The sequence below is a fragment of the Paenibacillus sp. FJAT-27812 genome (genome assembly GCF_001273905.1).
In the GTDB taxonomy this organism is placed as follows: Bacteria; Bacillota; Bacilli; order Paenibacillales; family Paenibacillaceae; genus Pristimantibacillus.
In genome coordinates, this window is the sequence record NZ_LIGH01000001.1 from 549985 (window position 1) to 574117 (window position 24133).

Consider the following 24133-nt stretch of genomic DNA (forward strand, 5'->3'; position numbering starts at 1 on the left):
TCATTCCACACTAAAGTCTGAAACGTTCTACCTCGAAGGGTTGACCCATACAACGACTGCAATCGTTGAACAGACCGTTCGAGACTACATCACTTACTATAACGCAATTCGTATTCAAACGAAACTAAAGAACCAGTCGCCGATTGATTACAGGCGACTGGCCGTTTAAACTTGTAAGGTGTTTTGATCCCTGTCTCATAAATGGGGGTCAGTCCCTCTCTCCTTAAAGCAGCTCTTTAACCTTTCTAAATCAACACGATCAAGCTTCTTTCTTGTCCTTTGGCAGCAAGAGCGCCAGCAGCCCCATCAGAGGCAATACGCTGCATGCGATCATGACAAAGCTGAGCGAGCGCGCATCCGCCAAATAACCGAGAACGACCGCGCCAAGTCCTCCCATGCCGAACGCAAGTCCGGTAATAAGCCCCGAAGCCGTTCCCACCTTGCTGGGCATTAACTCTTGGGCGTATACGACGCTGACCGAAAAGCCGGATTGCAAAATAAAGCCCAGCACGACGATTAACGGGTAAACCCAAGCTAACGGCAAGTGCGGCAGGAGCAGGGCGAACGGTGCGGCGCCGAGAATCGAGATCAGCATCATTTTTTTGCGTCCGATCCGGTCCGCCAATATGCCGCCGAGGAACGTCCCAGCTACACCGGCAGCCAGAAATAAAAACAACGGGATTTGTGCTTGTTTAATCGTTAAGCCATACGTTTCAACGACATAAAACTGATAAAAATTTCCGATTGCGGCAGCATACCAGGAACGGGCGAATACGATCGCAAATAAAATGGCAAGCGCATAAGCGACGACCTTCGGCGCAAGCGCCGGCTTTACGTTTCCCGCGGCCTTTCGCTGCTGCATTTTCCCATCATGCACGGCTAGCTGTTTCTTATACCAAGGCACAACCTTCATCAATATAATAATGGCCGTTGCAGCAAGCAAAGTTCCCCATATCGCACCCTTCTGTCCAAAAGGCAAAAAGATCAGCATCGTCATGAGCGGTCCGAGCATTTGGCCGAAGTTTCCGCCCACCTGATAGATCGACTGGGAGAATGCACGGCGACTCCCTGCAGCTAAATGAACGACGCGCGAGCCTTCGGGATGGAACACAGCCGAGCCAAGCCCAACGAACACAACCGCAAGCAGCACCAAGTAGAAATTAGGGGCAAAAGCCAAACCGATCATTCCGGCCATACTCGCGAGCATCCCGACCGGAAGCATCCATGGCGCTGGCCTCTTATCCGAAATCAAGCCGACTACGGGCTGCATGACTGACGATGTCATATTAAGCGTAAAAGCGATCCAGCCAATCTGTGCAAGGCTAAGCCCAAGCGATTGCTCTAGAACGGGGAACAAAGCCGACACGACCGACTGCATCATGTCATTCATGAGATGCACGGAGCTAATGCATATTAAGATAGCGTAAACGGTAGCTGATTTTATTGCCGAATTCGTTGTGACTTTACTCGCAAGCGGCGCTGACATAATAAATAGGACCTGCCTTTCTTAACGAAAACCTACATTTTCGTTGCCCTCTCACTTATGATTTGGCGAATTTAATACATACGGGACTTGTTAATTGGAGCGACGCATCCGTTTTCGACAACAGACCGCTCTCCTCATCTACCGTAAATACGGCAATATTGCCCGTCTTCTGATGGGCGACAAGCAGATGGCCGCCATCCGGCGAAATGGCAAAATTACGCGGCGAATCTCCTCCGCAATCTATATGCTGGATCAGCGACAGCTCACCATTTTGTTGATCAACCGCAAATACGGCGATGCTGTTATGTCCACGGTTAGTGCTGTACAAATATCGGCCCGACACGCCCAGATGAATGTCTGCCGCATCGTTGTATCCGTCATAATCAGCTGGCAGCGCGGAAATACTCTGACCTGCGGTCAATACGCCTTGCTCCGCATCTACCTTCAACACAGTAATGGTTGAATCCAGCTCATTCATGACGTAACCCGCCCGCAATTCCGGATGGAAAATCAAATGGCGCGGTCCTGCGCCGCGATGCACCTTGCTGATTCCATGAGGCGCAAGCGTGCCCTGGCCAGCGTCAAAACGATAAGTAACGACCGCATCGATCCCTAAATCAACTGCACATACGAAAGGGGAATGATCCAGCGGCACGATACAGTGCGCATGCGGAGCATCCTGTCTCGCTGCGTTAGGACCAAGCTCGCCGGTATGCTGCTGTACGGAGGAGGCCGTCGCAAGCTCGCCATTTGCCGCGATCGGCAATAGAGCAACGTTCCCGCCCGTATAATTAGCAGCGAACAACACTTTCCCTTCCTCATCCGTGCTAATGTAGCAAGGGTGTGCGCCATGCGTTAGGAAGCGATTGCCCGTAATGCTTAGCTGACCCGTCGATACATCGATCTCAAATGACGCGACCGAGCCTCCGTTTTCGCCTCCCGTTGCTTCCGTCTCGCTAGCCGCGTACAAACGGCCCCCACTCGGATGAAGCGTTAAGTACGAAGCATTCTCCAGCCCGCTTACACGCTGAATAACGTCCAGCTCGCCTGTCTTGCTATTGAACGTGCATACATGGATGGTTGGCTCTTCAGCGGTTCCATATGACCCTATGTATAGGGTTCCGCTTGATGTCGGTTGTCCATTTTGGTTAGTCATTTGCACTCAACCTCTCTGTCTTTTTGGCATTACAGTGACCATAGCACATGCCGCTCCAGCAAACAATGTCTTTTTTTTATAAAAGACTTCACAAAACTTATTGTAACATGTTACAATGTAAGCGCTAACAATCAGTGGTTCACATTTCTAAAGGGGGAAATTGAGATGATGAATGAAGTACTGAGCGAACGGAACGTCTATGAGGATTTCGAGCTGGAGTCGGATGTGCTTTACTTCAAGCTTGGCATGCAAGGGCTCGTAAGCTTCCACGGCAGAAACTACAATATAAAGAAGAGAATGACTGCCGAGCAGATTGAACAGCTTTGCCATGAAAGCAGCTTTTACCCGGTCAATTCCAATTGCTACATTAATATCGGCAAAATCAAAACCATTCAAGGCGGCACCATTCATTTCGACTCCGAGATTGCTGATTCAAAGCAAGTATCGGTTAATCGCCGCAAGCAATTCGTTATTCAGCAGCTTTTCTCACAGCGCGCGTCGAGCAGCGATTTGCGCATAACGCCTTAAGGCACAAACAACCGCCCTACTCCCTCATTTTGGGAATTAGGGCGGTTGTTTGTTTGTCTCCGTCCTGCTATTCTTAGTTTAAATAGCCTTTCTAAGCTAACGCTAATGCTGTGACGAAGCAGGTTTCACTTCAATAACTATTTAGGAGGATTTACATGTCAACGCAAGGACAAGCATTCGAGCAATTATTTAATGACGAGCAAGCCGTATGGCTGCAATGGGGCGCTTATGAAGCGGCAGTATTGCCGGCAGTTGGAGCTAACCTCATCGCCTTCCGCGATAAAGAAAACAACTATAGCTTCTTGCGCGAGCCATCGCTAGAGGAAATGGACAGCTTTAGAGCAAATCCCGGCATTCACGGCATTCCTGTTTTGTTCCCTCCCAACCGATATGAGGACGGCACATTTACTTGGAATGGCAGAACTTATACCTTCCCTGTTAACGAAGCCAAAACGGGCAACCATTTACACGGCTTTTTCCATACGGCTGCATGGAGCGTAGCGGATTTTGGCACGAACCAAACAGAAAGCTACGTTTCACTCCAAATTTCTATCGACGAGAACCACCCGATCTATACTTATTTGCCGCATCGCTTCACGCTGAAGCTTCGCTATTCTCTAAATGATACAGGACTGCTGCAGCATGTTTCGGTACATAACGAAGGAACGGATGCAATGCCTTGCCTGATCGCTTTCCACACGACGATCAATGCGCCATTTGACCCGGGCAGCACTTCCGATGATTACCGCTTCACCCTCACGACCGGCAAACGCTGGGAGCTTAATGAGCGGATGCTGCCTACCGGCAACTACCAGCCGCTTGTAGCTGACGAAGAAGCGATGAAAACAACAGGCATTTCTCCTTTCTGGGCATCGATGGACAACCATTACACAACCGAGCCAAAAAACGGCCGCAACCAAATGGAGCTGACGGATACGCGCACTGGCGTAACGCTCGTCTACGATGTTGGAACGGCATACAAGCAGTGGATGATCTGGAACAACAACGCTACGCCGGGCTTCTTCTGTCCGGAGCCGCAGCTTAATCTCGTCAACGCGCCGAACGTTAACCTGCCAGCTGACCAGATTGGTCTTGTCGCGCTTGAGCCGGGCGGCATCTGGGAAGAAACGAGCCGGTTATACGTTAGAAAATAAGAATAACCGAAAGAATAGCAGCGATTTCGCTGCTATTCTTTTTTATTCGGGCTTAAAATCAGCCAAATATAGGACGAGAGTGACTATTGTCGAGAAAGACTGTAAAATGTAAGCATCAGCCCCTCTTATGTCGAAAACTGAAGGGAGAATATGATGCGACAGTCATTATGGAAAGCACTCGTACTTATATGCTTCTTAACCTTTATTCTCATCACGATTCCTCAGCCTACCGCGCACGCAGGTTTCTTTGATCGAATTAAAGACATTTACAATACACCCGAGAAAATAAACGAGCTTGAGCAGCAATATATCGAAGCGAAGCAGCAGCTTGAGGAATCTGCCAAGGCCGCAGCCGAATACGCCCAAAAGCAGCAGCAGCTGTTGGAGCAAAACGAGCAGTTCCGTCAGCAAAATGAACAGCTTATCGCGCAAAATGCAAGCATGCAGGCAGAGATGGAGCGCATGAAGCAGGATCGCCAATCATTGGTCAGCAAGCTGATCAATACGGTCATTATTATCGTAGCCGTATTTATTTCTTACATCGTATCGATACGCGTTTGGCGTTATGTGGTATGGCGCAAGCAGCGAAGCACCGGCGGAAGAGGAATCAGCGGATGAACATAACCGTCCCCGCCCAGACCGGGCATGTGCATGTGAGCCTTGAAGCTGCGGACAAGCTCCATATGCTGCATCCAAAATCAATCATTGCTTATCAAGGCGAGCCGCATAACCGTGAAGATCGATTTATGGATTTTGCCGGGATGTACCGCAAAAAGCGTTGGATTCGCTCTATGTTATCCGGTCCATCCGAGTTCATTATCGGCTTGCCTGCCGGCTGCTCGCTTGAAACGGTTCAGATTGAGGCAAAAAGCGATTTGCTGTTCGATTTTCGCCATATTATCTTTTTCTCGGACGGCATGAAGCTCAAGTCCGTTATTCAAAAACTCAAAAACGCATGGATTACGAAGGAATTTGTCCGCATGCGCTTTTCAGGTCCAGGGATGATCGGCATCATAACGGCCGGCGACGTTAAGTCGATCCAGCTTCATCCGGATCGTCCCCTTTACGTGGAGACGGGGGCGCTTGTCGCCTACCCCGAGCATGCATCCATACAGTTGTCCGTTTACGGCAATAAGCTCGCAAGCCAGCATATGAACGTGCAGTGGGAAATCCGGGGCAGCGGCCCTGTGCTCATTCAAACGGGCTCGCGCGATGCTGAGCTGGAGGAACAGCTGCAAAACGGCGGTTTTATTAAAAGAATTTTGCGCGAGGTGCTGCCGTTTGGAGGCATCTATATCAAATAAACAGAGGCCAGCCAACCGTCAGCAGACGGAAGACCAGCCTCTTTTTTTATTTAAATGCCTTGCAGGGAGAAGCGATGCGAATACGTTTGGTTCGCGTATAGGATATATTCCTTCTCCGGAAGCTGTCCCCAGCTGTCGTTTCCGCCTACGCCCATTTGCTTATGGTTGACGCGAACGACCGTTTTGTCGCTGGCAGGCAGCAGATGGATATGATCATGCGCTTCAAGCTCCGCTGGCGTATAAGGAAGTACATTCAGCTCAAAATGCGGCGCTCCCTTCAGCAGCAATCCCTCACCCTTAGCATTCGTCACCGCAGCTTGGCGTACGTCCATTTTGTTGCCGCACTCCTGCGGCCTAATGTAGGACGCCATCTGCTCTTGGACCTTTCCGGCATATCGTCCAAGCTTACCGCCTGTTTGACGATCCCAATACGTTTCATCGGGACCTTTGCCATACCAGCTGATATGATCATAATGCGCCGGCATTTGGAATAGGATGCCTACCTCTGGTATTTCCGGCAGATCCGCACCTGGCTGCAGCTCCTCGTATACGTTAACCTCTCCATCACCGCCGACTGTATAAATAATCGTAAGCAAGGATTGTACGGTCGTTGGCAGGCTATACTGTACGCGTACCGTTATGCTGCTCTGCTCAACCTCCCAAGCCATCTCGCGCAGCAAACGTTCCGCTCCCGCTTCCCGCCATGTCGCACAGCGCACATGCTGCTTATTGCCGCGGTCATTATCCGTATACGCACGCCAAAAGTTTGGCGCAAGCCCCTGCAATAACCGCTCCGAGCCAAGCCATGTATAGGAAACAAGGCTACCGTTTGTTAAATCGAACTGAGCTGTGAAGCTTTCGCCGCTTACGAGCAGCGCCTTCGCGGTTTCCTCTACGTTAATGGCAGGCTTAGCCGCAGCACGTCCAATCACAGGCACTGCTGGCGCTGGCAGCACAAATTGCTCAAATGCAATTTCATGCCCTGCATCTGCCCAAATTGTTTTATCCTTCAATAGAAGCTGTACCGTTAAAACAGCCTCCTCGTGAGCGCCCGAAAGCTTAGGCAGCGTATAGGGTATCGTCAGCATTTCTTCTGTTTCCGGAGCCGCAGCCGACTCTATCATGCCTTCTTCAACTCGTATGCCATCAACCGCGACTTGCCAAGCGAGCGTAAAACGGTCCAATGCGCTGAATAAATGACGGTTGGTCACCTTCACTTGCCCGTGCTTCAAATCTACGGCCTCAAACTTCGCGTTTTGATAAACCTTCTTCACCTCTTGAAGCTTAGGCGATACCGTGCGATCCGCAAAAATAATGCCGTTTCCGCAGAAGTTGCCATCATGCGGCGATTCGCCGAAGTCGCCTCCGTACATCATTTTTATGGTGCCGTCTGCGTCCTTGATCCGAATGGCTTGATCGATCCAATCCCAAATGAAGCCGCCTTGCAAAATAGGATACTTTTCGAAAACCTCCCAATATACGTGCAGGCCGCCGCAGGAATTGCCCATCGCATGGCTATATTCGCAAAGGATATAAGGCTTTTGCGGATTTTGTCGGGCATATTGCTCCACGCCTTGCGGGCTCGTGTACATATGGCTTTCGATATCAGACGCGGCGTCCGATTCTCGGTAGTGGAAGATGCCTTCATAATGCACGATACGCGTCGGATCGGCTTCGCGCAGAAAGTCATGCATCTTCATAAAGTTGTCGCCGCCAAACGCTTCATTGCCAAGCGACCATATCACGATAGATGGATGGTTTTTGTCACGCTGGAACATGGAATTGCAGCGATCGAGCACCGCCTCCGTCCATTCCGGCCGGCTTCCCGGTACCGTTTCGCCAAGCCCTTTCTGTCCGTAGGACCAAGCGCCATGCGTCTCCAAATTCGTTTCATCAATTACATAAAGGCCATATTCGTCACAAAGCTTATACCAAAGCGGATTATTCGGGTAATGCGACGTACGGACGGCATTAATATTATGCCGCTTCATCAGCTCCGCATCTTTGCGCATATCCGCTTCGCTAATCGCCCTGCCGGTGTCGCAGGAGAACTCATGGCGATTGACCCCTTTGAACATGATGCGTCTCCCATTTATTTGCATCAAGCCGTCCTTGATCTCGAACTTGCGGAAGCCAACCTTGCAGCTAATCGCTTCGAGCAGCGTGCCATTCTCCGCCTTCAAGCTGAGGATCAGCGTATACAAATTCGGCTCCTCCGCGCTCCATTTGAGCGGGTTTTGAACGGCTCCGCGCAGCTGAACGGCTGTCAGACCCTCGCCCTCGATCCCCGTCTGGATCGATAGGGGCGCCTCGAACACAGCTGCTCGATATGCATCATAAAGTGCCGCCTCTACTGTCAACTCACCCAGCGGCTTCATGAAATAATTGAGCAGCTTTGCATCAATGACCAGCTCCGCATCGCGGTACTGCTCATCAAGCTCGGCTTGGACGAAAAAGTCGTAGAGATGCGCCTCTGGGGTCGTATACAAATAAACATCCCGGAAGATGCCGCTCATGCGCCAAAAATCTTGATCCTCCAGCCAGCTTGCATCGCTCCAGCGGTAGACCTCAACCGCCAGCTTATTGTCGCCTTCGATGAGGTAAGGCGTCAGATCGAACTCAGATGGCGTAAACGTATCCTGGCTAAAGCCGACAAGCTCGCCGTTCAGCCATACATAAAAGGCCGATTCTACTCCTTGAAAGCTGATAAACACCGGCTTCCCTTCCCAGTTGGCAGGTACGGTAAAGCTGCGGGCGTACGAGCCAACCGGGTTATAAGCCGTTGGGGCATAAGGCGGCTTAATATCCTCATTGCCGTCCCACGGATACCTCACATTCGTATATTGCGGATAATCGTAGCCTTGCAACTGCCAATGAGCAGGCACCGTAATGCTGTCCCACTGGCTATGGTCAAAATCTGCTTGATAGAAATTAGCGATACGCGATTCCGCATTCGTGGCAAAAGCAAACTTCCACTCGCCGTTAAGCGATATATAGTTGGACGATTTGTTAGGCGTGCCTTCCCAAGCCTCCTCCGCGGAGTCAAAGGGAATGAGCGAAGCATGCGCTTCCATTCGGTTCAATTGAAAAATGTCCGGATTGTTGTTCCACTCCGGATAGCCGTTCACCGGCGGCGTATAATGCCATTTTTTGCGCATAGATTCAGCACCACATTCCTTTTTATTAAATAATATTCACATTATAATGCATTCCGAAGGCTCGTTTAATCATACAATTTTAATATCCAGTATAAAAATATGAAAATAAATTTGCTTGAATAAACCCTTGCCCCACAGCTCAAGCCCAACATTTACCGCTAAATATAAAGCGCTTACTCTATTAAAATGGAAACGGAGGACACATTTTCTACATAGAGAGGACGAAACTGCATGAAGAAGAGAATGAAACAGCTCGTTTGCAGCACCGCTTTGTTAGCTCTCCTAACCGTTTCACCCGGAATTGGCTCCGCCGCTTCCTACACCGTGCAACAAAACGACACGTTATGGATAATCGGCAATAAGTACAGCACGACGGCCGGAAACTTAAAAAAGCTTAACAGCCTCACTTCAGACTCCATATCGGTTGGACAAAAGCTCGTCGTGCCCGATCCGCCGGAATTCAAGGCAACTATCGTTCTACCAAACGACACGATGTGGAAAATCGCCCAAAGGCACAGTGTTCCTCTTAATAAGCTGCTTGCAGCTAACCCGCAAACCAACCCAAACAACATTTGGACGGGATTGGATATCCGAATTCCGAAAAAACCTGACCAATATTTAAACGGGGTATTCCCGCTTGCGAAGGGCAGCTTCACCCCGTTTTCAAACAGCTATGCTGACGCTCGCACTTGGTCAAGTGAAGGCTCAGTTGCTCGCACTCATGAAGGCGTCGATGTACTGGCGGACAAAGGAACAGCCGTATACAGCGCAATGGCAGGTACGATCGTCAAGGCGGGCTGGAACAAACTGGGCGGCTGGCGGGTTACGATTCAAGTGGACGATCACACCGAATTTTATTATGCGCACTTATCCAAATATGCGGCAAATATTAAGGAAGGCGTCAAAGTAACGGCTGGTCAGCTTATTGGTTATGTTGGCAGCAGCGGTTACGGCCCCGAAGGCACGGAAGGTAAATTCGTTACGCATTTGCATTTTGGCATCTACAAGCGGACGCCTGCTTATCACGCGGTTGATCCGTACCTTTATCTGAAATGGTGGGCTTTGTAGGATGATTTATAGATCTATCCTCCACAAACCGATGCCGATATGACAAGCATCATTAGCAACCTCGCTGAATAAAAGGAAAAGGGCTGTCCTTGAAGGACAACCCTTTTCTAGCTTATAGCTGCAGCTGCTTGAGGTTATAGAATTCACCTTTGCTCGCCATCAGCTCATCGAAGGTGCCGACTTCGACGATACGCCCGTTCTTCATGACGACGATGCGATCGGCATCACGAATCGTCGACAAGCGGTGGGCGACGATAAACGTCGTACGTCCTTTGATCAGCTCCTGCATCGCCTTCTGCACGTGGAATTCCGACTCGTTATCCAGAGCGGAGGTCGCCTCGTCCAAAATAATAATGCTCGGCTCGCGCACAAGTGCCCTTGCAATCGCAATACGCTGGCGTTGTCCGCCGGACAGCTTGCCGCCATGCTCCCCAACCATCGTATCCAGCCCGTCAGGCAGCTGCCCGATAAATTCGGACAGGTTAGCCATCTCCACGACGCGGCTCACTTGCTCATCGGTAATGTCGCGAAGGCCGTACGTGATGTTGTCGCGAATCGTCCCCGAGAACAAAATATTCGTCTGCGGCACGACCGCCAGATGCTTGCGGTAGCTGCGAAGATCGATGTCGGCCAAATCGATGCCATCCATCAGCACCTTCCCGCCGGTAGGCTGCAGGAAGCCGATCACTAGATTGAGCACCGTTGATTTGCCTGCGCCCGAAGCACCGACAAAAGCGATGCATTCGCCCGCTTCAACATCAAGCGTAACGTCCTCGAGCACATGATGCTCGCTTCCCGGATACGAAAGCTCCACGCCCTTGAAAGCGAACTCGCCGCGCACGTTAGCCAGCTTTCTTTTGCCGCTATTGTTCTCAATGTCGGTCGACACCAATATTTCTTTGATCGAATGGATCGATTCGAGACCTTTTGCGATTTGCGGATAAATGTTAATAAGGCCGGTAACCGAAGCCAAAATCATCGCGAAAAACCCTTGGTACATGACGACATCGCCAACCTGAATTTCTCCGTTGTAAGCAAGGTACGCCGTGAAAATTAAGCACAGTACTTGAAAAATTTGAAACGTCACCCAATTCGTCGAGCCAAAATAAGCCTCTACCAAATCAAGCCGGTACCCCTTGCCTTGAATATTGCGAAGCGTCGAGTCGATACGGGCGATCTCCACCTTCTCAAGTCCATGCGCACGCGTAATCGGAATCATCTCGACCATCTCCGACACCCGTGAGGACATCTGCTCAATCTCCTTGCGGAATTCCTTATTGGACTTCCGAATTTTGCGGCGGAAAATCGTAACGATCGCAATCGACATCGGAATCGTTAGCACAAAAAACAAAGATACGATCCAGCTGCTGTTAAGCGTAATGACAAACGAAACGATAATGTTCACGACTGCCGGAGCAAGCGCGATCATGAACTGTTTCGACATCATCTCGACCGCTTCCACGTCGCGCAGCACCTTTGACTGCAGCTTGCCCGCCGGCAGCTCGCGATGCTGATTAATGGACAGCTGTTGCAGCTTGCGCACAAGCGCGCTCCGCAGTCCCGCTTCGACGTATCTGACCGCGCGGCTTAGAAACGATATGTAAGCGGCGTGCGTCGGAATGTTTTGCAAAATAACGATCAAAATAATGATGAAATTAATCCAAATGCCGCTTAACGGATATTTGGCCGGGTTTGTTGCGATGTTAATAATGTTAGCGGTTACGATCGGCAGCACATAAATCGGCGCGCTCTTGATCAATAAAAACAATAATGAAATGAATAGGTTGCCGAAATTGCCTTTGTACAGCGATAACAAAAATTTAAACGGACTAGTATTCTCCTCTAATGCCGCATTTTCAAACGTGCTGGCAAGCCCCTTCGCAGCACCGATCTTCGAATTGATAACCCTCTCTGCCATTGTCCTCTCCATCCCTCTGTAGCTCTTCATGCTGCTAAACCGCTTGCTTTGCGGCTTACTACCGCACCAATCTTACGCTCATTTCAAGAGCATGTAAATGTGCTATTTTGCACTTATTCTATCCGATTTTGGCACCCATTTAGCGGTGCTTGCCCTTATAGTCCTTCGGCGTCTCCCCAACCATTTTTTTAAACAGTTTGTTGAAATAAACCGGATCGCTATAGCCGACCAGCTGAGAAATTTCGTAGTTTTTCAAGTTCGGATGATCGGTCAAAAATTGCTTTGCCTTCTCGATTCGAATGTCGATCAGATAATCCGTCAGCGTCATGCCCGTTTCCTGCTTAAACAGTCGGCTCAAATAATTGGCGCTCATGCCTACCGTTTCCGCCATTCGTTCCATTTCGAAGTTTTTGCCGTACTCTTCCTCCAAAATCGCCTTCATTTGCTCGATGACATGATGCTCTTTTTCCTTCGTAATCGGCTCCTGCGGCAGATCAACCGCTCCCAAGGCTGCGGAATCGGATTGCTGCTCGCAGCGCTCCTGCTTAATTTTAACCAGCAAGTCATATAAGTTCACTTTATCGATCGGCTTGAGCAAATAATCCCGAACCCCGTGGCGCAGCGCCTTCCGCGCATATTCGAACTCGCTAAAGCCGCTCAATACGATGGTCGCAATCGTCCTGCCGCGCAGGTGCTCGATGAGCTTCAGCCCGTCCATCATCGGCATTTTGATATCGGTTATAAGCACGTCAAGCTCACCATCGCCAAGCTTGGATATATGCGACCAAGCATCCATCCCGTTGCTGTACGAGCCGATCACTTTAATGTCCAAATCCATTTTCGTTAATATTTTTTCGAGGCCCAGCCTAATAAACTCCTCGTCATCGGCGATCATGATGTTCATTCCTGCTCGCTCCTTCCGCTAGTTCCTCCTAGTTTGCGCTAAAATCGGTACCTCTGCAATGTAAAACAAGCGGACGGTTATTTCACCGCACCGCTTGTTACACCCGCGAAAATGTACTTTTGCAAGAAAACATAAAGGATCGCTGTCGGGATCATAATAATGAGAATCGCTGAGGAAATCATTTGCCAATCGCCGCTGTTGACTCCGAAGAAACGCATAAGCGACGTAGATACAACGACATGCTCGGCTCTTGGCAAATACAGCAGCGGGATAAACATATCATTATAGATGCTGATCGTTTTCAAGATAACGATAGTCGCCGTAGCCGGAGCGAGCAGCGGAAATATAATGGAGCGGAAAATACGGATGAGCGATGCTCCCTCCAGCATGGCGCTTTCATCCAGCTCGTAAGGAATGTTCCGAATGAATTGCAGATAAATGTAAATTTGCAAAATATCCGCGCCTACATAGATGAGGACAGGGCCCATTAAATTGTTCGTTAAACCAAGCGTCTGAATCGTTTTGTAGTTGACGACTTGGGTCGTAATTGCCGGGATGATCGTCGCGAATAAGAATAAGCCGACAAGCGGTCCCTTAAATTTGAAGTTAAAGCGCCCAACCGCATAACAAAACGCCGATCCGATCAAAATGTTCAAAATAAGCGTCACCGCAATAATGAACAAGGTGTTGCCAAAAGCGTTGATCATATCGGCTTGCTTGAACGCTTGACCGAAGTTTTTGAAATACAGGAAGCTGTCAGGCATCGCGATGGTCGACTTGGCATGAAACTCATCCTTCGTCTTGAAGGCATTCACAACGATGATATACGGCGGGAACAATATCGCAAATGCGGCCAATATGAGGCTGATATATTTGATCGTATCCCAGAGCTTATTGGATTTATTCATCAATCATTCCCCCTTTCCTTTTAGCAAGAAGCGTTGAATCGACAACACGATAACAACAAAGAGCAGCAAGACTACGCTCATCGCGGATGCTAATCCATAATTGTTGAACTGGAAGGCCGTCTCGACGATTTTCATAACGAAGGTTTCACTAGATCCGGCAGGTCCGCCCTTGGTGAGAATGTAAGGGAGATCAAATACTTCGAGAGCGCCGGTAACGGTTAGGAACAGATTAAGCTCGATAATTTTGTAAATGTTCGGCAGCGTGATGCTAATAAACTTTTGCCAGCCATTCGCGCCGTCAATCGATGCCGCTTCGTAAATATCGCTTGGAATGGATTGAAGCGCCGCCAAATAAATGACCATATTGAAGCCCATGAAACGCCAGAAGCCGATGGAAGCCAGCGTATAGTTGACAAATGATCCACTACCGAGCCAGCTCGTTTGCGACAAAGCGTCGAAGCCAAGCTGTCCGAGCAAATAATTCAACGATCCGTTAGTCGTATCGAACACGTAACCGAATAAGTATGCTACAGCAACGCCATTTAGGATGTACGGTAAAAAGAGCAGCAAGCGAAAAAAGTTTTTCCCCTTCAGCTTGCTGTTCAGCACGACAGCGAAATAAATCGCAGCCATGTTTTGCACGATCCCTACGGCGAAATAGGCAAAGTTATGTTTAAAGACACCGAATATAGCCGGATTTTCAAATACCTCTTTGTAATTCGACCAACCGATCCAAGGTTTATTGGAGCTTAAACCGTCCCAGCTTGTAAAACTTAAATGGATAAGCTCAAGCGCCGGATAATAGGCGAATGTCAGCAGCAGCAGCAGCGGCAGTGCGACAAATCCGATGATTACGTAATTCTTTTGCGTTTTAAAAGGCAGCCTGCTAAACATGAGACAACCCCATCCTTCCTGCGTCTTTCTAATCGGAAGAGGCAGGATGGATAATCCGCTTGCGGTCACCCATCCTGCACACTACCCTACTAACCTTACAAACCTAGATCTTTTTTCGCTTTTGCCCAAGCCGTATTCACTTTATCGAACACTTTTTGCGGATCTTTGGACAATACAAACTCCTGAACGACAGCTGCTTGATCAAGCTGCGCTTTGTTTTGGATTTCAGTCGCGGCATCTACAGGTGCGGCCGGCTCGAAAAATTTAGGGCTGAAGGAATTGAACTCAGCAAGCTGTGGAAGCTTGGATTCTTTGTCTTTCAATGTTGGAATGAAACCAGCGAAATCGTCATAACCGGATTCCTCGATCATCCATTGCACAAATGCTTTGCCTGCTTCTACGTTTCCGTTCTTGTTAACCGCATAGAAGAAATCCGGGTTAAGCGGTGCTTTTGCTTCGCCGGAGTTATCGGCAGGGAATGGGAAGAAACCTACGTCCTCGGCAGGAGCGCCGTTTTCGATAACTTGGTTGATGACCCAGTTGCCAAGCAGATACATGCCGAATTTACCGGATGCAATGTCTTTTTTCGATTGCTCCCAGTTCGTGGAGTTCACGTCTTTTTCTAGGAAGCCTTTGGTATACAGCTCACGAAGGATGCCCCATGATTTGCCGTATGCATTGTCAAGCGTATAAGGCGTATCGGATTCTGCGCGTTTGTTTTGGTGATCGGAAGCTCCGCCGATAAGCGTTGGGATATCGTATACCCAAGTATCAAGCGGCCATTTGTCTTTAAAGTTCGAAGCAAGCGGCACGATGCCTGCGTCTTTAAGCTTTTGCGAAGCGGCAAGGAATTCATCGTACGTTTTTGGAAGCGCCGTAATGCCCGCCTTCTCGAACGCTTTTTTGTTGTAGACGATACCGACTGTCGATCCGCCGGAGGATATGCCGTACATTTTGCCTTCCTGCGCCTTCAAATCCTTGAAGTGAATTTCGCCGGAAAACGCAATGTCGTCAAGCGGAGCAAAGTAATTAGGAAGCTCTGCGTTTGGAATCGTCGGCACGAACACAACATCCGGGAAATCGCCGGATGCGATGCGAATTTTCAACGTTTTATCGTAATCTGTAATCGCCTCGAATTTAAGGTCTACGCCAGGATATTTCTCTTCAAAACGTTTTTCGTAATCCACGTATTGCTTGTCGATCATGTCCGTGCGGTTCGTTAAGAATACAACCTCGCCCGTAACTTTTGGCGCTTCCTCCGCGCCGCCATTCTCGGGTTTGTTCGTTGCTGTGTCGTTAGCAGCCGGCTTGTTAGTCGCCGCATTGGAGTTCGAATTCGTATTGTTGCCACCACAAGCAGCTAACGTTGTTAGCATAACTACAGAAACAAGCGCTAACGAAATAGTTTTTTTCATTTTCAAAATCCCCCTCAGCTCGTTTTGATTCCGCTTACATTTGAATGATACCGCATAAATAACTGATCTAAAATGGTTTAAAATATTATTTATAGTCTTGAAATGACATTTAGTGAAAACGCTATCTTAGGCTTTAATGCTCGTTTCATTACCTAATCCGGCCCTTATTCGCGTTATTAAATGAAGCTGAATTTTGATAACGAGCAGGAATGAAGAAAGGTATTGCAAACATTTTAAGAATCATGTTTACTTGTTATATAACAAATATTTTAATTAGCAATAACAAAAATATCAAAATAAAGCGAGGCGACTCAAATGACGAGCAAAGCAGCCTATATTGGCGGTATGACTTGGGGCTGGACCGGCGTGCGCGGCACATGGACCGGTGCTCAGGCAGACCGCTCCATGGAGCTCATGACCGAACGTTTAAGCGTAAATTGGACGGCTATTGCACTCGGTGCCCTTCAGGACCATGCGCAATCCACTGAAATCAAATTCCGGGAAGAGCCTACTGTAACCGATGATGAGGTACGCAGTGCCATTCGCAAAGCGAAAGAGCTCGGTCTTCAGGTATGCTTGAAGCCCGTTGTCAATTGTGCGGACGGCACATGGCGCGCGCATATTAATTTCTTCGATCTCGACGTTCCTTGCGAGCCAAAATGGTCCGATTGGTTCGCTTCCTATACCGAATTCATCCTGCACTATGCGCGAATCGCCGAGGAGACCGGCTGCGAAATGCTGTGCGTTGGCTGCGAGATGGTTCAAACCGATCGTCGCGAAAACGAGTGGCGCGCGCTAATCGCGGCGGTTCGTGAAGTTTATTCCGGCATCGTGACCTATAACTGCGACAAATACCAAGAGGGACAAATCAAATGGTGGGATGCTGTTGATGTCATTTCCTCCAGCGGTTATTACCCGATCGATGCTTGGGAAGAGCAGCTTGACCGGATCGAGAAGGTTGTAGCCCAGTTCGATAAGCCTTTTTTCTTCATGGAAGCAGGCTGCCCAAGCCGCGAAGGCTCGCAGCATATTCCAAATGACTGGGGACTTGAGGGCGCACCAAGCGAGGAGGTACAGCGCCTTTTCTATGAGGCCATGTTCTCTGCCTCCGATAAGCGCGATTGGGTCCTCGGCTTCATGCTGTGGGATTGGCCAGCTCGTCTTTATGAAGAAAACGAGGCTGCTTCCAATGACGATTATTGCATGTACGGTAAGCAAGCCGAGCAAACCGTTCGTGACTACTACGCTGCGAAAATGGAGCAATCCGGCAAGGAGGCTTCTGCCAAATGAGTGACAGCAACCAGCAATGGCTAGCCCATATCAAGCAAGAGCTGGAGGCGAACATTCTCAGCTTTTGGATGGAGCATACGCTTGATGAGACAAACGGCGGCTTCTATGGCTTTATCAGCAGAGACCTTACCGTTAATCCTGAGGCAGGCAAGAGCCTAGTGCTCAACACGCGCATTTTATGGACGTTTGCCTCCGCTTACCGAATAACCGGAAACGAGCCCTATTTAAAAATGGCCGAGCGTGCCTATCGTTATGTGAACGAGTATTTTGCGGACCCGGAGTACGGCGGCTTGTATTGGATGGTGGATGCGGCAGGCAAGCCGTCTGAAACGAAAAAACAAGTGTACGGGCAAGCCTTCGCGATCTATGCCTTCTCCGAGTATCACCGCGCAACAGGCAATGAAGCTGCGCTGCAGCAAGCGATTGAGCTGTTTCATACGCTCGAGAAACACGGCTATGACCAGCAATACAAGGGCTACTTCGAAGCGCTGACTCGCGAGTGGCTGGAAACCGACGACAACAGCTTGAGCGAGAAGGATTTAAACGAGAAAAAATCGATGAATACCCACCTTCATGTCATGGAGGGATATACGAATCTATACCGCGTATGGAAATCGGATGAGCTCCGCGCGAAGCTGAAGGAACTCATTGAAATTACGATTAAGCACATTATTAACGAAGACAATGCGCACTTTATCCTATTCTTCGACGAGGAGTGGAACGGCAAGTCGGAGCATATCTCCTACGGGCATGACATCGAGGGCAGCTGGCTGCTGGTTGAAGCTGCCGAGGTGCTTGGTGATAAGGAATTGCTGGCTTCCGCCAAAGCCATCGCAATCCGTATGGCCGAAGCAACGCTTAACGAGGGCGTGGACGAAGACGGCGGTTTGCTTAACGAGGCCGGTCCAGAGGGTTTCATGGATACGGATAAGGATTGGTGGCCGCAAGCAGAAGCGGTCGTCGGCTTCTATAATGCTTATCAAATGACCGGAGAAGACAAATACCGCGAGGCTGCCGTGCGATCATGGCAATTTATCGAAAGCTTTATCGTGGACAAGGAGCATGGCGAATGGTTTTGGAGCGTAAAGCGTGACGGCACGCCTAGCGAAAATATCGAGAAGGTCAGCCCCTGGAAATGCCCTTATCATAACGGACGAGCCTGCTTCGAAATGATCGAGCGCCTGAGCGGCAATTCAACATCACATTAATGGAGGTTTAATCGATGAGTAAGTTTAATGAACGAAAGCAATTGCTGACTGAGCGCTACGAAGCGCTTGTGCAGCGCAAGAACGAGCCGGAAGAGCTCGGCAACGGCATTTTCGACCGTTACGTCCATCCTGTTCTGACTGCCGCGCATGCTCCGCTTGTTTGGAAATATGATTTTAACCCGGAGACTAATCCTTACTTCATGGAACGGCTTGGCGTACACTGCGTTTTTAATCCCGGCGCGATTTTCTTAAACGGCAAGTACCACCTCGTCGCGCGCGTCGAGGGCAATGATCGCAAATCTTTTTTTGCTATCGCGGAAAGCGGCAGCCCGGTGGATGGCTTCCGCTTCTGGGAGCGCCCGATTTTGCTGCCGGAAACGAGTGATCCTGACATTAACGTATACGATATGCGGCTTGTTCAGCACGAGGACGGCTGGATCTATGGCCTATTCTGTACCGAAAGAAAAGACCCTTCCGCACCGAAGGGCGATCTATCCAGCGCCATCGCCCAATGCGGCATCGTTAGAACGAAGGATTTGAAGAAGTGGGAGCGCCTTGCCGATTTAAAGACAGCTTCAAATCAACAGCGCAACGTCGTGCTTCACCCTGAATTTATCGATGGCAAATATGCCTTCTACACGCGCCCGCAGGACGGCTTCATCGACACCGGCTCAGGCGGCGGCATCGGCTGGGGACTCTCCGAAAGAATCGAGAACGCTGTCGTAGAGAGTGAAACCATTATTGACGAGCGCCATTATCATACGATCAAGGAAGTAAAAAACGGCCAAGGCCCCGCTCCAATCAAGACGGATAAAGGCTGGATCCATATTGCCCACGGCGTTCGAAATACGGCAGCGGGCCTGCGTTATGTGTTGTACGCGTTCCTCTCCGATCTTCAGGAGCCTAACAAAGTTACGCATCGCCCAGGCGGGCATTTGCTGGCGCCTGAGGGCATCGAGCGCGTCGGGGACGTATCCAATGTTGCCTTCTGCAACGGCGTAATCGCGCAAGACAACGGCGACGTATATATTTATTACGCATCATCGGATACTCGCTGCCACGTTGCTGCAACTACCGTCAATCAGCTGCTCGACTATTGCATTAATACACCGGAGGATCCGCTCCGCTCACACGCTTGCGTGGAGCAGCGCATCGCATTGATTGATCGCAATTTGCAGCTTCAAACATAGAGAAACGCCAAAAAAGGGAGTGCCACCATAAGTCTTAGCAGACTTTATGCGGCACTCCCTTTTCCCTCGCCAAGCAGCTTCATCGTGACGATGCCGGCAATCAGGCACCACACCGGAGCGGAAATGCCTAGAAAAGCGACATTCGCTACGGCGATTACGAAGGTGAACGCGGTAGAATAACGGTATTTGGCCTCCGAAAACGAGGATTGAAGGCTTTGAATGAACACGCCCATCAACGAGAAGCCCGTTAGGAGCAAAATAAATGAAGGCGGAAGAATATTGATGAAGGCGATCACCTTCCACGCGAATAACCCGAACATCGCTACCCATACACCCGATACGACAGCCGCATAATATCGTTTCTCCTTCGGGCCTGCTTCCTCGCTGCTGCAAAGCATGCTCATCATTCCGCCCACGTTTACGGCATGGCCGCCCAGAAAGCCGACCGCCGCGCTGGCGACTCCGGTAATCGTTAATGTCTTGGCGGCTGAGGGCTCATAGCCGTTTTTACGAAGCGCCGCCAAGGCAACGAATAGATCGTTGCTAAGGACAAGCAGCGCAAGGGGAAGCGCCAAGGACACCAGCCCGCCAAACGAAAAAGCGGGTTGAATCAGATGAGGCAGCGCAAACGGAAGCTCCTGCATCGCAGGAAAGTCATAGCTGATCCAAAGTGCCAGCATCCCCATGCAGACGACGCCTAAAACCGGCGGGAAACCTTTAAAAAGGCGTGGAAATAAGAAAAAACCGATCAAGGCCATACAGCCGACAAATGGCGCATCTTTGATGGCGGGTACGATTTTGACGATATGGTTAAACATCAATCCCGCAAGCATGGCGTCCATTAACGGCTTAGGGAGCACCGCAAGCAGCTTGTCAGAGAGGCCCGACAGGCCAAACACCGCAATAATGATGCCCGCTATGATACTTGCGCCGGCGAGCTCTTGCACGGAAAACCGGGTAGCCGATGTGCTAAGGAAAGCAACAGCCGTTATCGAATGAGCGCCTCCGAATGGAATTTTATAAATGAGGGATAAGGCCACGTTCAACAGCCCGCCAAAAAAATAAACCGCAAACAGCCACGCGATCAGCTCAATTGCCGTGAATCCCGCTTTCTCCGCGCTGCTGACGATCAGCACGGCTCCGCCCGTGCATGCAAGCATGGCAGATAAAATACCTGTAAACACATTTTGCCGATTAAGCTTTATCTCGCAGTTCATCATTAACACGCTTCCTAATCTGTTGATCTTGCAGTCTTACAGCTCTTCAGGTGCTTTAGTATAAAGAGATTGGCCGCTTTTGTATCCATCCAATCCATGCCGTTTTCCACCCTCCAATTGTACATGCATAAAGGCAAAGAAGAAGGGCGTTTGCCTAAGCGGCAAACACCCTTCTTCTAAATTACACGAATATACTATTGCGCTGCTGCAATTCGAACGGATACATGGTCCACATGAATAGTAGAATTGTCATCATACCAGACGCGGAACTGATAGGCATGGCCCGACACAAAATCAGCGTCGATCACAAAGTCCTGATAGCTGTCAGCAGCCGCAAAATCGGTTCGGAGTACCGCTTTCTCCCCAATGACTTTATTGCCTGTTCCATCATAAATATCCAGATTCAACACCCGATTCGAATCGCCAGCATTTGCGTCGATTTTCATTCGGAAGTTAACCTTATGGCTGCCCGAAGGAAGGTCTGACACGCCAGGTCCGTGAAGCATATGGCCCGAGCCGTGATCGGTTGGATTAGATGACCAGCTATCCCCGTCAACCGCTCCGGTATTATGGCCAAAAGCGGATTCAGCTTCAAATATCCGGTTCGTGTACGTACCCGAAACCAAGATCGGGAGCTCTGCCGCATGACCGTTAAAGGCTGCTTTGACGACAGCGGTCCCGCCGCCAAGCACCGTCAGCACGCCATCCTCGCTTATACTTACGGCTTCGCTGCCGCTAACGAGCGACCATTCTGCATCCGCTGTCAGGTTAACGTCAGGCTTGCCAACCTGCACGGCCTTTCCCCATGCCTGCAGCTGCTTCGAACCGGCGTCCGCGCCAAAGGATAACGACTGCACATTGCCCCCGCCGAACTTGAAGTAAATGCCGCTTGTTTCCGCTTCGACCTGCTCAGGCATATCGAGCCGCACATGATCTACCTTGATATCCGCGATATCATTGAAATAAACTCTAAACTCATAGGTGCTGCCTAGCGAGAATGGAACATCGATAAGCGTAAAGTCTTCATAAGCATTGGCGACTGTAAAGTCGCTTCTCTTTAATGCCTTGGAAGCGACAACCTGATCGAGGCTTGGGCTGTAAATGTCCAGCAACGCGACCTGGTCATCGGCTCCGGAGACGCTGCCGATCATCGCCTTATAGGTAATGTCATGGACGCCGCTCGGAATATTTGCCACGTATGGGCCGTACAGCATATGACCGGGGCCATGCTCCGAGGCAGCGGCAAGCCAGCCGTCTCCCTCCAGCCTCCCTGTATTGTGGCCAAAATCGTTCTCCGCTTCATAGACGCGCTGCGCTAGATTGCTTTCCATAATGACCGATACGCTATCTATCTTCACGCTCGCATTGCCGTCGTACCAGACGCGGAATTCATAGGAATGGCCCTGTACAAAATCCGACTCCATGACGAGATTTTGATAGTCGCCGGCCTTTCGGAACTGCGACCGCAGAACCGCTTTCTCCGCCACTACGCGATTGTCCGTAGCATCGTAAATATCTAGATTCAGCACACGGCTATTGTCGGCATCGCGGTTGTCGATCATCGCTTTGACCTTCACCTGATGATGGCCAGCCGGGATATCGGAAGCGCCCGGACCGAACAGCATATGGCCCGCCGCATGCTCCGCGGCATTAGCCGACCAGCCGTCTCCATCCGCCTTTCCCGTCTGATGGCCAAAGTCCGTCTCCGCCTGATACACCTTATTGGGGACATCGGTACTGACCTGCGGCACCTGCTCCTTAATGAGCCCCACCATCTCTACCGGCGTAACGACCCTCACATCGTCATCCAGCTGGTCGATGACTGCCTTCACATCGTCCATCGATTTGGACCAAGCATGGACGAGAACGAGCGAGTAGCCTGCGGCGCTCTTCGGATTGCGGGGCGCGGCATTGATATGATTGACGACGGAAGCATTATCGCTGCCCGCATTGCCTTCCCACAGCATCTCTCTCGGCGTTACGACCGGTTTGCCGTTCGCCCATTTAAGCGCGCCGTTCAGCGCCTTATGGTTGCTGTATTCCAAATAAATGACGCCGTCCACGTTCGGCTGCGCCGTATATTTGTCCCAAAGCTCGGTGTTATTGAACGCGTTGAAGTCAATGACCTCCACGAGCCCCAAATCCATTTTGCCCATATAATCGTTTAGGCTGTTCAAATGCTGGTCAAGCTCAGCAGCCGGGTAGCGGCTCGGATACATGTAACCGCCGCCTGACGGCCCCACCACAAAGGCATCCCGTTCCGACGCATCCTTGTAATACCGTTCCGCGACGGTCGGGGCCAAATCGATCATGCTTGGCGATATCGCCCAGCCCATATCGAAGCTGCCGCGATTCGCGTTGCCGAACCATGGCTTGCCCTTCTCTCCCAGATCGTTCAGCATCCACTGAATATTGTCGCCATCGGACATAACGAACGATACGTAATGGACATTATCCTCGGCTGCGGGCGCCGCCGCCGTCTTCTGTTTAAGCTTCTGAAGCTTAAAGCCGCTGAGCACCGACAGGTTGTAGGCATGATCGGCAGGAAGCGTGAACACGCCCGCATCCGAGCTTGGGCGAATAAATTGGTCTTCGCCGCCGGAAGCATCGCCCCAGCCGAGCAATACCGAGTCCGGATCAGCTGCATCCATTACCGTTTGGCGAAACGCGCTGTTGCCGTCATAAAACGTAAAGGCGCCCGTCATCGCCGCGTAGTCTCTCAGCTTTGGTCCCATCTCCTCCTTCTGCTCGATAAAAAGTCCATGGTCTATTTTTTTCCAGTAAGTAGATTTTACCCAAGCTTCATCCTTGCCAGAGAGATCCATCACCTTCTTGTACCCTTTGACCTTCGATACCTCTCCCTGCTCAACCAGCACCGATTGCTTCATATGAGCGAGCGAGGTAGCTGCATTAATGGAGCTGTCGCCTTTTTTCCATACCAGATAACCATCAACATATTTCTTATAGTTTTTCAGCAGCTTCCATGGATCATCGTACGATTTGGTTTTGACGCCATACTGATCCTCTAAGTCTTTCAGCCACTGCCCGTAGTTTCCCGACTCCGGCAAAATATAAATTTGCTCGGACGTCTGGTTCGCGACCAGTCCTTGAAGAGTTGCGATCATGACGCTTTCCGATTCCGTCATATCCGCCAGCTTGATTACGTTCAGCTTCTTCGCACGGTAAGCCGCTTTCTCATAATAAGCGTCCTTCGTACCGGAATCCGGCCGAGGCTTGGCCGACACAGGGGCTAGTGTTGACAGCAAAGAACCGAGCAGGCAGATCGATAATGCCAAAGAAAAGATGCTTTTCCTCATAATTGCCCTCCTTCAAAT

At 50.1% G+C, this 24133-nt stretch carries 19 protein-coding genes; 9 read left to right on the forward strand and 10 right to left on the reverse strand.

Features of this window, described 5'->3' with window-relative positions:
- Positions 1–169, forward strand: a 169-nt coding sequence (locus tag ADU23_RS31895) for an IS3 family transposase (protein WP_157266071.1), incomplete at its 5' end; no start/stop codon positions are given.
- A 90-nt stretch (positions 170–259) separates the two neighbouring features.
- On the opposite strand, the gene ADU23_RS02380 is transcribed toward ADU23_RS31895, so the two are convergent.
- Positions 260–1486, reverse strand: coding sequence for an MFS transporter (locus tag ADU23_RS02380; protein ID WP_053372277.1), 1227 nt, complete (start codon positions 1484–1486; stop codon positions 260–262).
- A gap of 55 nt (positions 1487–1541) precedes the next feature.
- The gene (locus ADU23_RS02385; RefSeq protein ID WP_053372278.1) at positions 1542–2642 is read right to left on the reverse strand and encodes a lactonase family protein; all 1101 of its coding nucleotides are present in this window, start codon (positions 2640–2642) and stop codon (positions 1542–1544) included.
- Positions 2643–2807: 165 nt separating this feature from the next.
- On the opposite strand from ADU23_RS02385, the gene ADU23_RS02390 reads away from it, so the two are divergent.
- The 4 genes from ADU23_RS02390 (at position 2808) to ADU23_RS02405 (ending at position 5628) form a co-directional block, all read left to right on the forward strand.
- On the forward strand, positions 2808–3170 hold the full coding sequence (locus ADU23_RS02390; protein WP_053372279.1) for a LytTR family transcriptional regulator DNA-binding domain-containing protein: 363 nt from the start codon (positions 2808–2810) through the stop codon (positions 3168–3170).
- A gap of 155 nt (positions 3171–3325) precedes the next feature.
- Entirely contained in the window at positions 3326–4324 is a 999-nt protein-coding gene (locus ADU23_RS02395) for an aldose 1-epimerase (RefSeq protein WP_053372280.1), read from the forward strand.
- A gap of 153 nt (positions 4325–4477) precedes the next feature.
- Positions 4478–4942 (forward strand): hypothetical protein, encoded by a 465-nt coding sequence (locus ADU23_RS02400; RefSeq protein ID WP_065385622.1) that lies wholly within the window; start codon positions 4478–4480, stop codon positions 4940–4942.
- Positions 4939–5628, forward strand: coding sequence for an AIM24 family protein (locus tag ADU23_RS02405; protein WP_053372282.1), 690 nt, complete (start codon positions 4939–4941; stop codon positions 5626–5628). Before ADU23_RS02400 ends, ADU23_RS02405 begins: the two co-directional genes overlap by 4 nt.
- A gap of 50 nt (positions 5629–5678) precedes the next feature.
- Here the strand turns inward: ADU23_RS02405 and ADU23_RS02410 are convergent, their stop codons facing one another.
- Positions 5679–8786 (reverse strand): glycoside hydrolase family 2 TIM barrel-domain containing protein, encoded by a 3108-nt coding sequence (locus ADU23_RS02410; RefSeq protein WP_053372283.1) that lies wholly within the window; start codon positions 8784–8786, stop codon positions 5679–5681.
- A 231-nt stretch (positions 8787–9017) separates the two neighbouring features.
- On the opposite strand from ADU23_RS02410, the gene ADU23_RS02415 reads away from it, so the two are divergent.
- Positions 9018–9854: a M23 family metallopeptidase gene (locus ADU23_RS02415; RefSeq protein ID WP_053372284.1), complete on the forward strand. Its 837-nt coding sequence runs from the start codon at positions 9018–9020 to the stop codon at positions 9852–9854.
- 112 nt (positions 9855–9966) lie between these two features.
- Here ADU23_RS02415 and ADU23_RS02420 read toward each other — a convergent pair whose 3' ends face one another.
- The 5 genes from ADU23_RS02420 to ADU23_RS02440 all read right to left on the reverse strand — a co-directional run bounded on the left by ADU23_RS02420 (position 9967) and on the right by ADU23_RS02440 (position 15893).
- Positions 9967–11772, reverse strand: a complete 1806-nt coding sequence (locus ADU23_RS02420; protein WP_053372285.1) for an ABC transporter ATP-binding protein — start codon at positions 11770–11772, stop codon at positions 9967–9969.
- Between the two features lie 139 nt (positions 11773–11911).
- Positions 11912–12676, reverse strand: coding sequence for a response regulator transcription factor (locus ADU23_RS02425; protein WP_053372286.1), 765 nt, complete (start codon positions 12674–12676; stop codon positions 11912–11914).
- 77 nt (positions 12677–12753) lie between these two features.
- A complete protein-coding gene (locus tag ADU23_RS02430) occupies positions 12754–13584 on the reverse strand; it encodes a carbohydrate ABC transporter permease (RefSeq protein ID WP_053372287.1) in 831 nt (276 codons plus the stop codon).
- A gap of 3 nt (positions 13585–13587) precedes the next feature.
- Positions 13588–14478, reverse strand: a complete 891-nt coding sequence (locus ADU23_RS02435) for a carbohydrate ABC transporter permease (RefSeq protein WP_053372288.1) — start codon at positions 14476–14478, stop codon at positions 13588–13590.
- A gap of 95 nt (positions 14479–14573) precedes the next feature.
- Entirely contained in the window at positions 14574–15893 is a 1320-nt protein-coding gene (locus tag ADU23_RS02440) for an ABC transporter substrate-binding protein (RefSeq protein ID WP_053372289.1), read from the reverse strand.
- A gap of 315 nt (positions 15894–16208) precedes the next feature.
- Between ADU23_RS02440 and ADU23_RS02445 the strand changes: the two genes are divergently transcribed.
- The 3 genes from ADU23_RS02445 to ADU23_RS02455 are packed head-to-tail and all read left to right on the forward strand — an operon-like array spanning position 16209 to position 19581.
- Positions 16209–17183, forward strand: coding sequence for a glycoside hydrolase family 113 (locus ADU23_RS02445; RefSeq protein ID WP_053372290.1), 975 nt, complete (start codon positions 16209–16211; stop codon positions 17181–17183).
- Positions 17180–18391: an AGE family epimerase/isomerase gene (locus ADU23_RS02450; protein ID WP_053372291.1), complete on the forward strand. Its 1212-nt coding sequence runs from the start codon at positions 17180–17182 to the stop codon at positions 18389–18391. Before ADU23_RS02445 ends, ADU23_RS02450 begins: the two co-directional genes overlap by 4 nt.
- 14 nt (positions 18392–18405) lie before the next feature.
- A complete protein-coding gene (locus ADU23_RS02455) occupies positions 18406–19581 on the forward strand; it encodes a glycoside hydrolase family 130 protein (RefSeq protein WP_053372292.1) in 1176 nt (391 codons plus the stop codon).
- A gap of 44 nt (positions 19582–19625) precedes the next feature.
- On the opposite strand, the gene ADU23_RS02460 is transcribed toward ADU23_RS02455, so the two are convergent.
- Complete coding sequence (locus ADU23_RS02460; RefSeq protein WP_231637293.1) at positions 19626–20801, reverse strand: benzoate/H(+) symporter BenE family transporter; 1176 nt, start codon at positions 20799–20801, stop codon at positions 19626–19628.
- Positions 20802–20992: 191 nt separating this feature from the next.
- Complete coding sequence (locus ADU23_RS02465) at positions 20993–24115, reverse strand: GxGYxYP domain-containing protein (protein WP_053372293.1); 3123 nt, start codon at positions 24113–24115, stop codon at positions 20993–20995.
- Positions 24116–24133 lie beyond the last annotated feature (18 nt).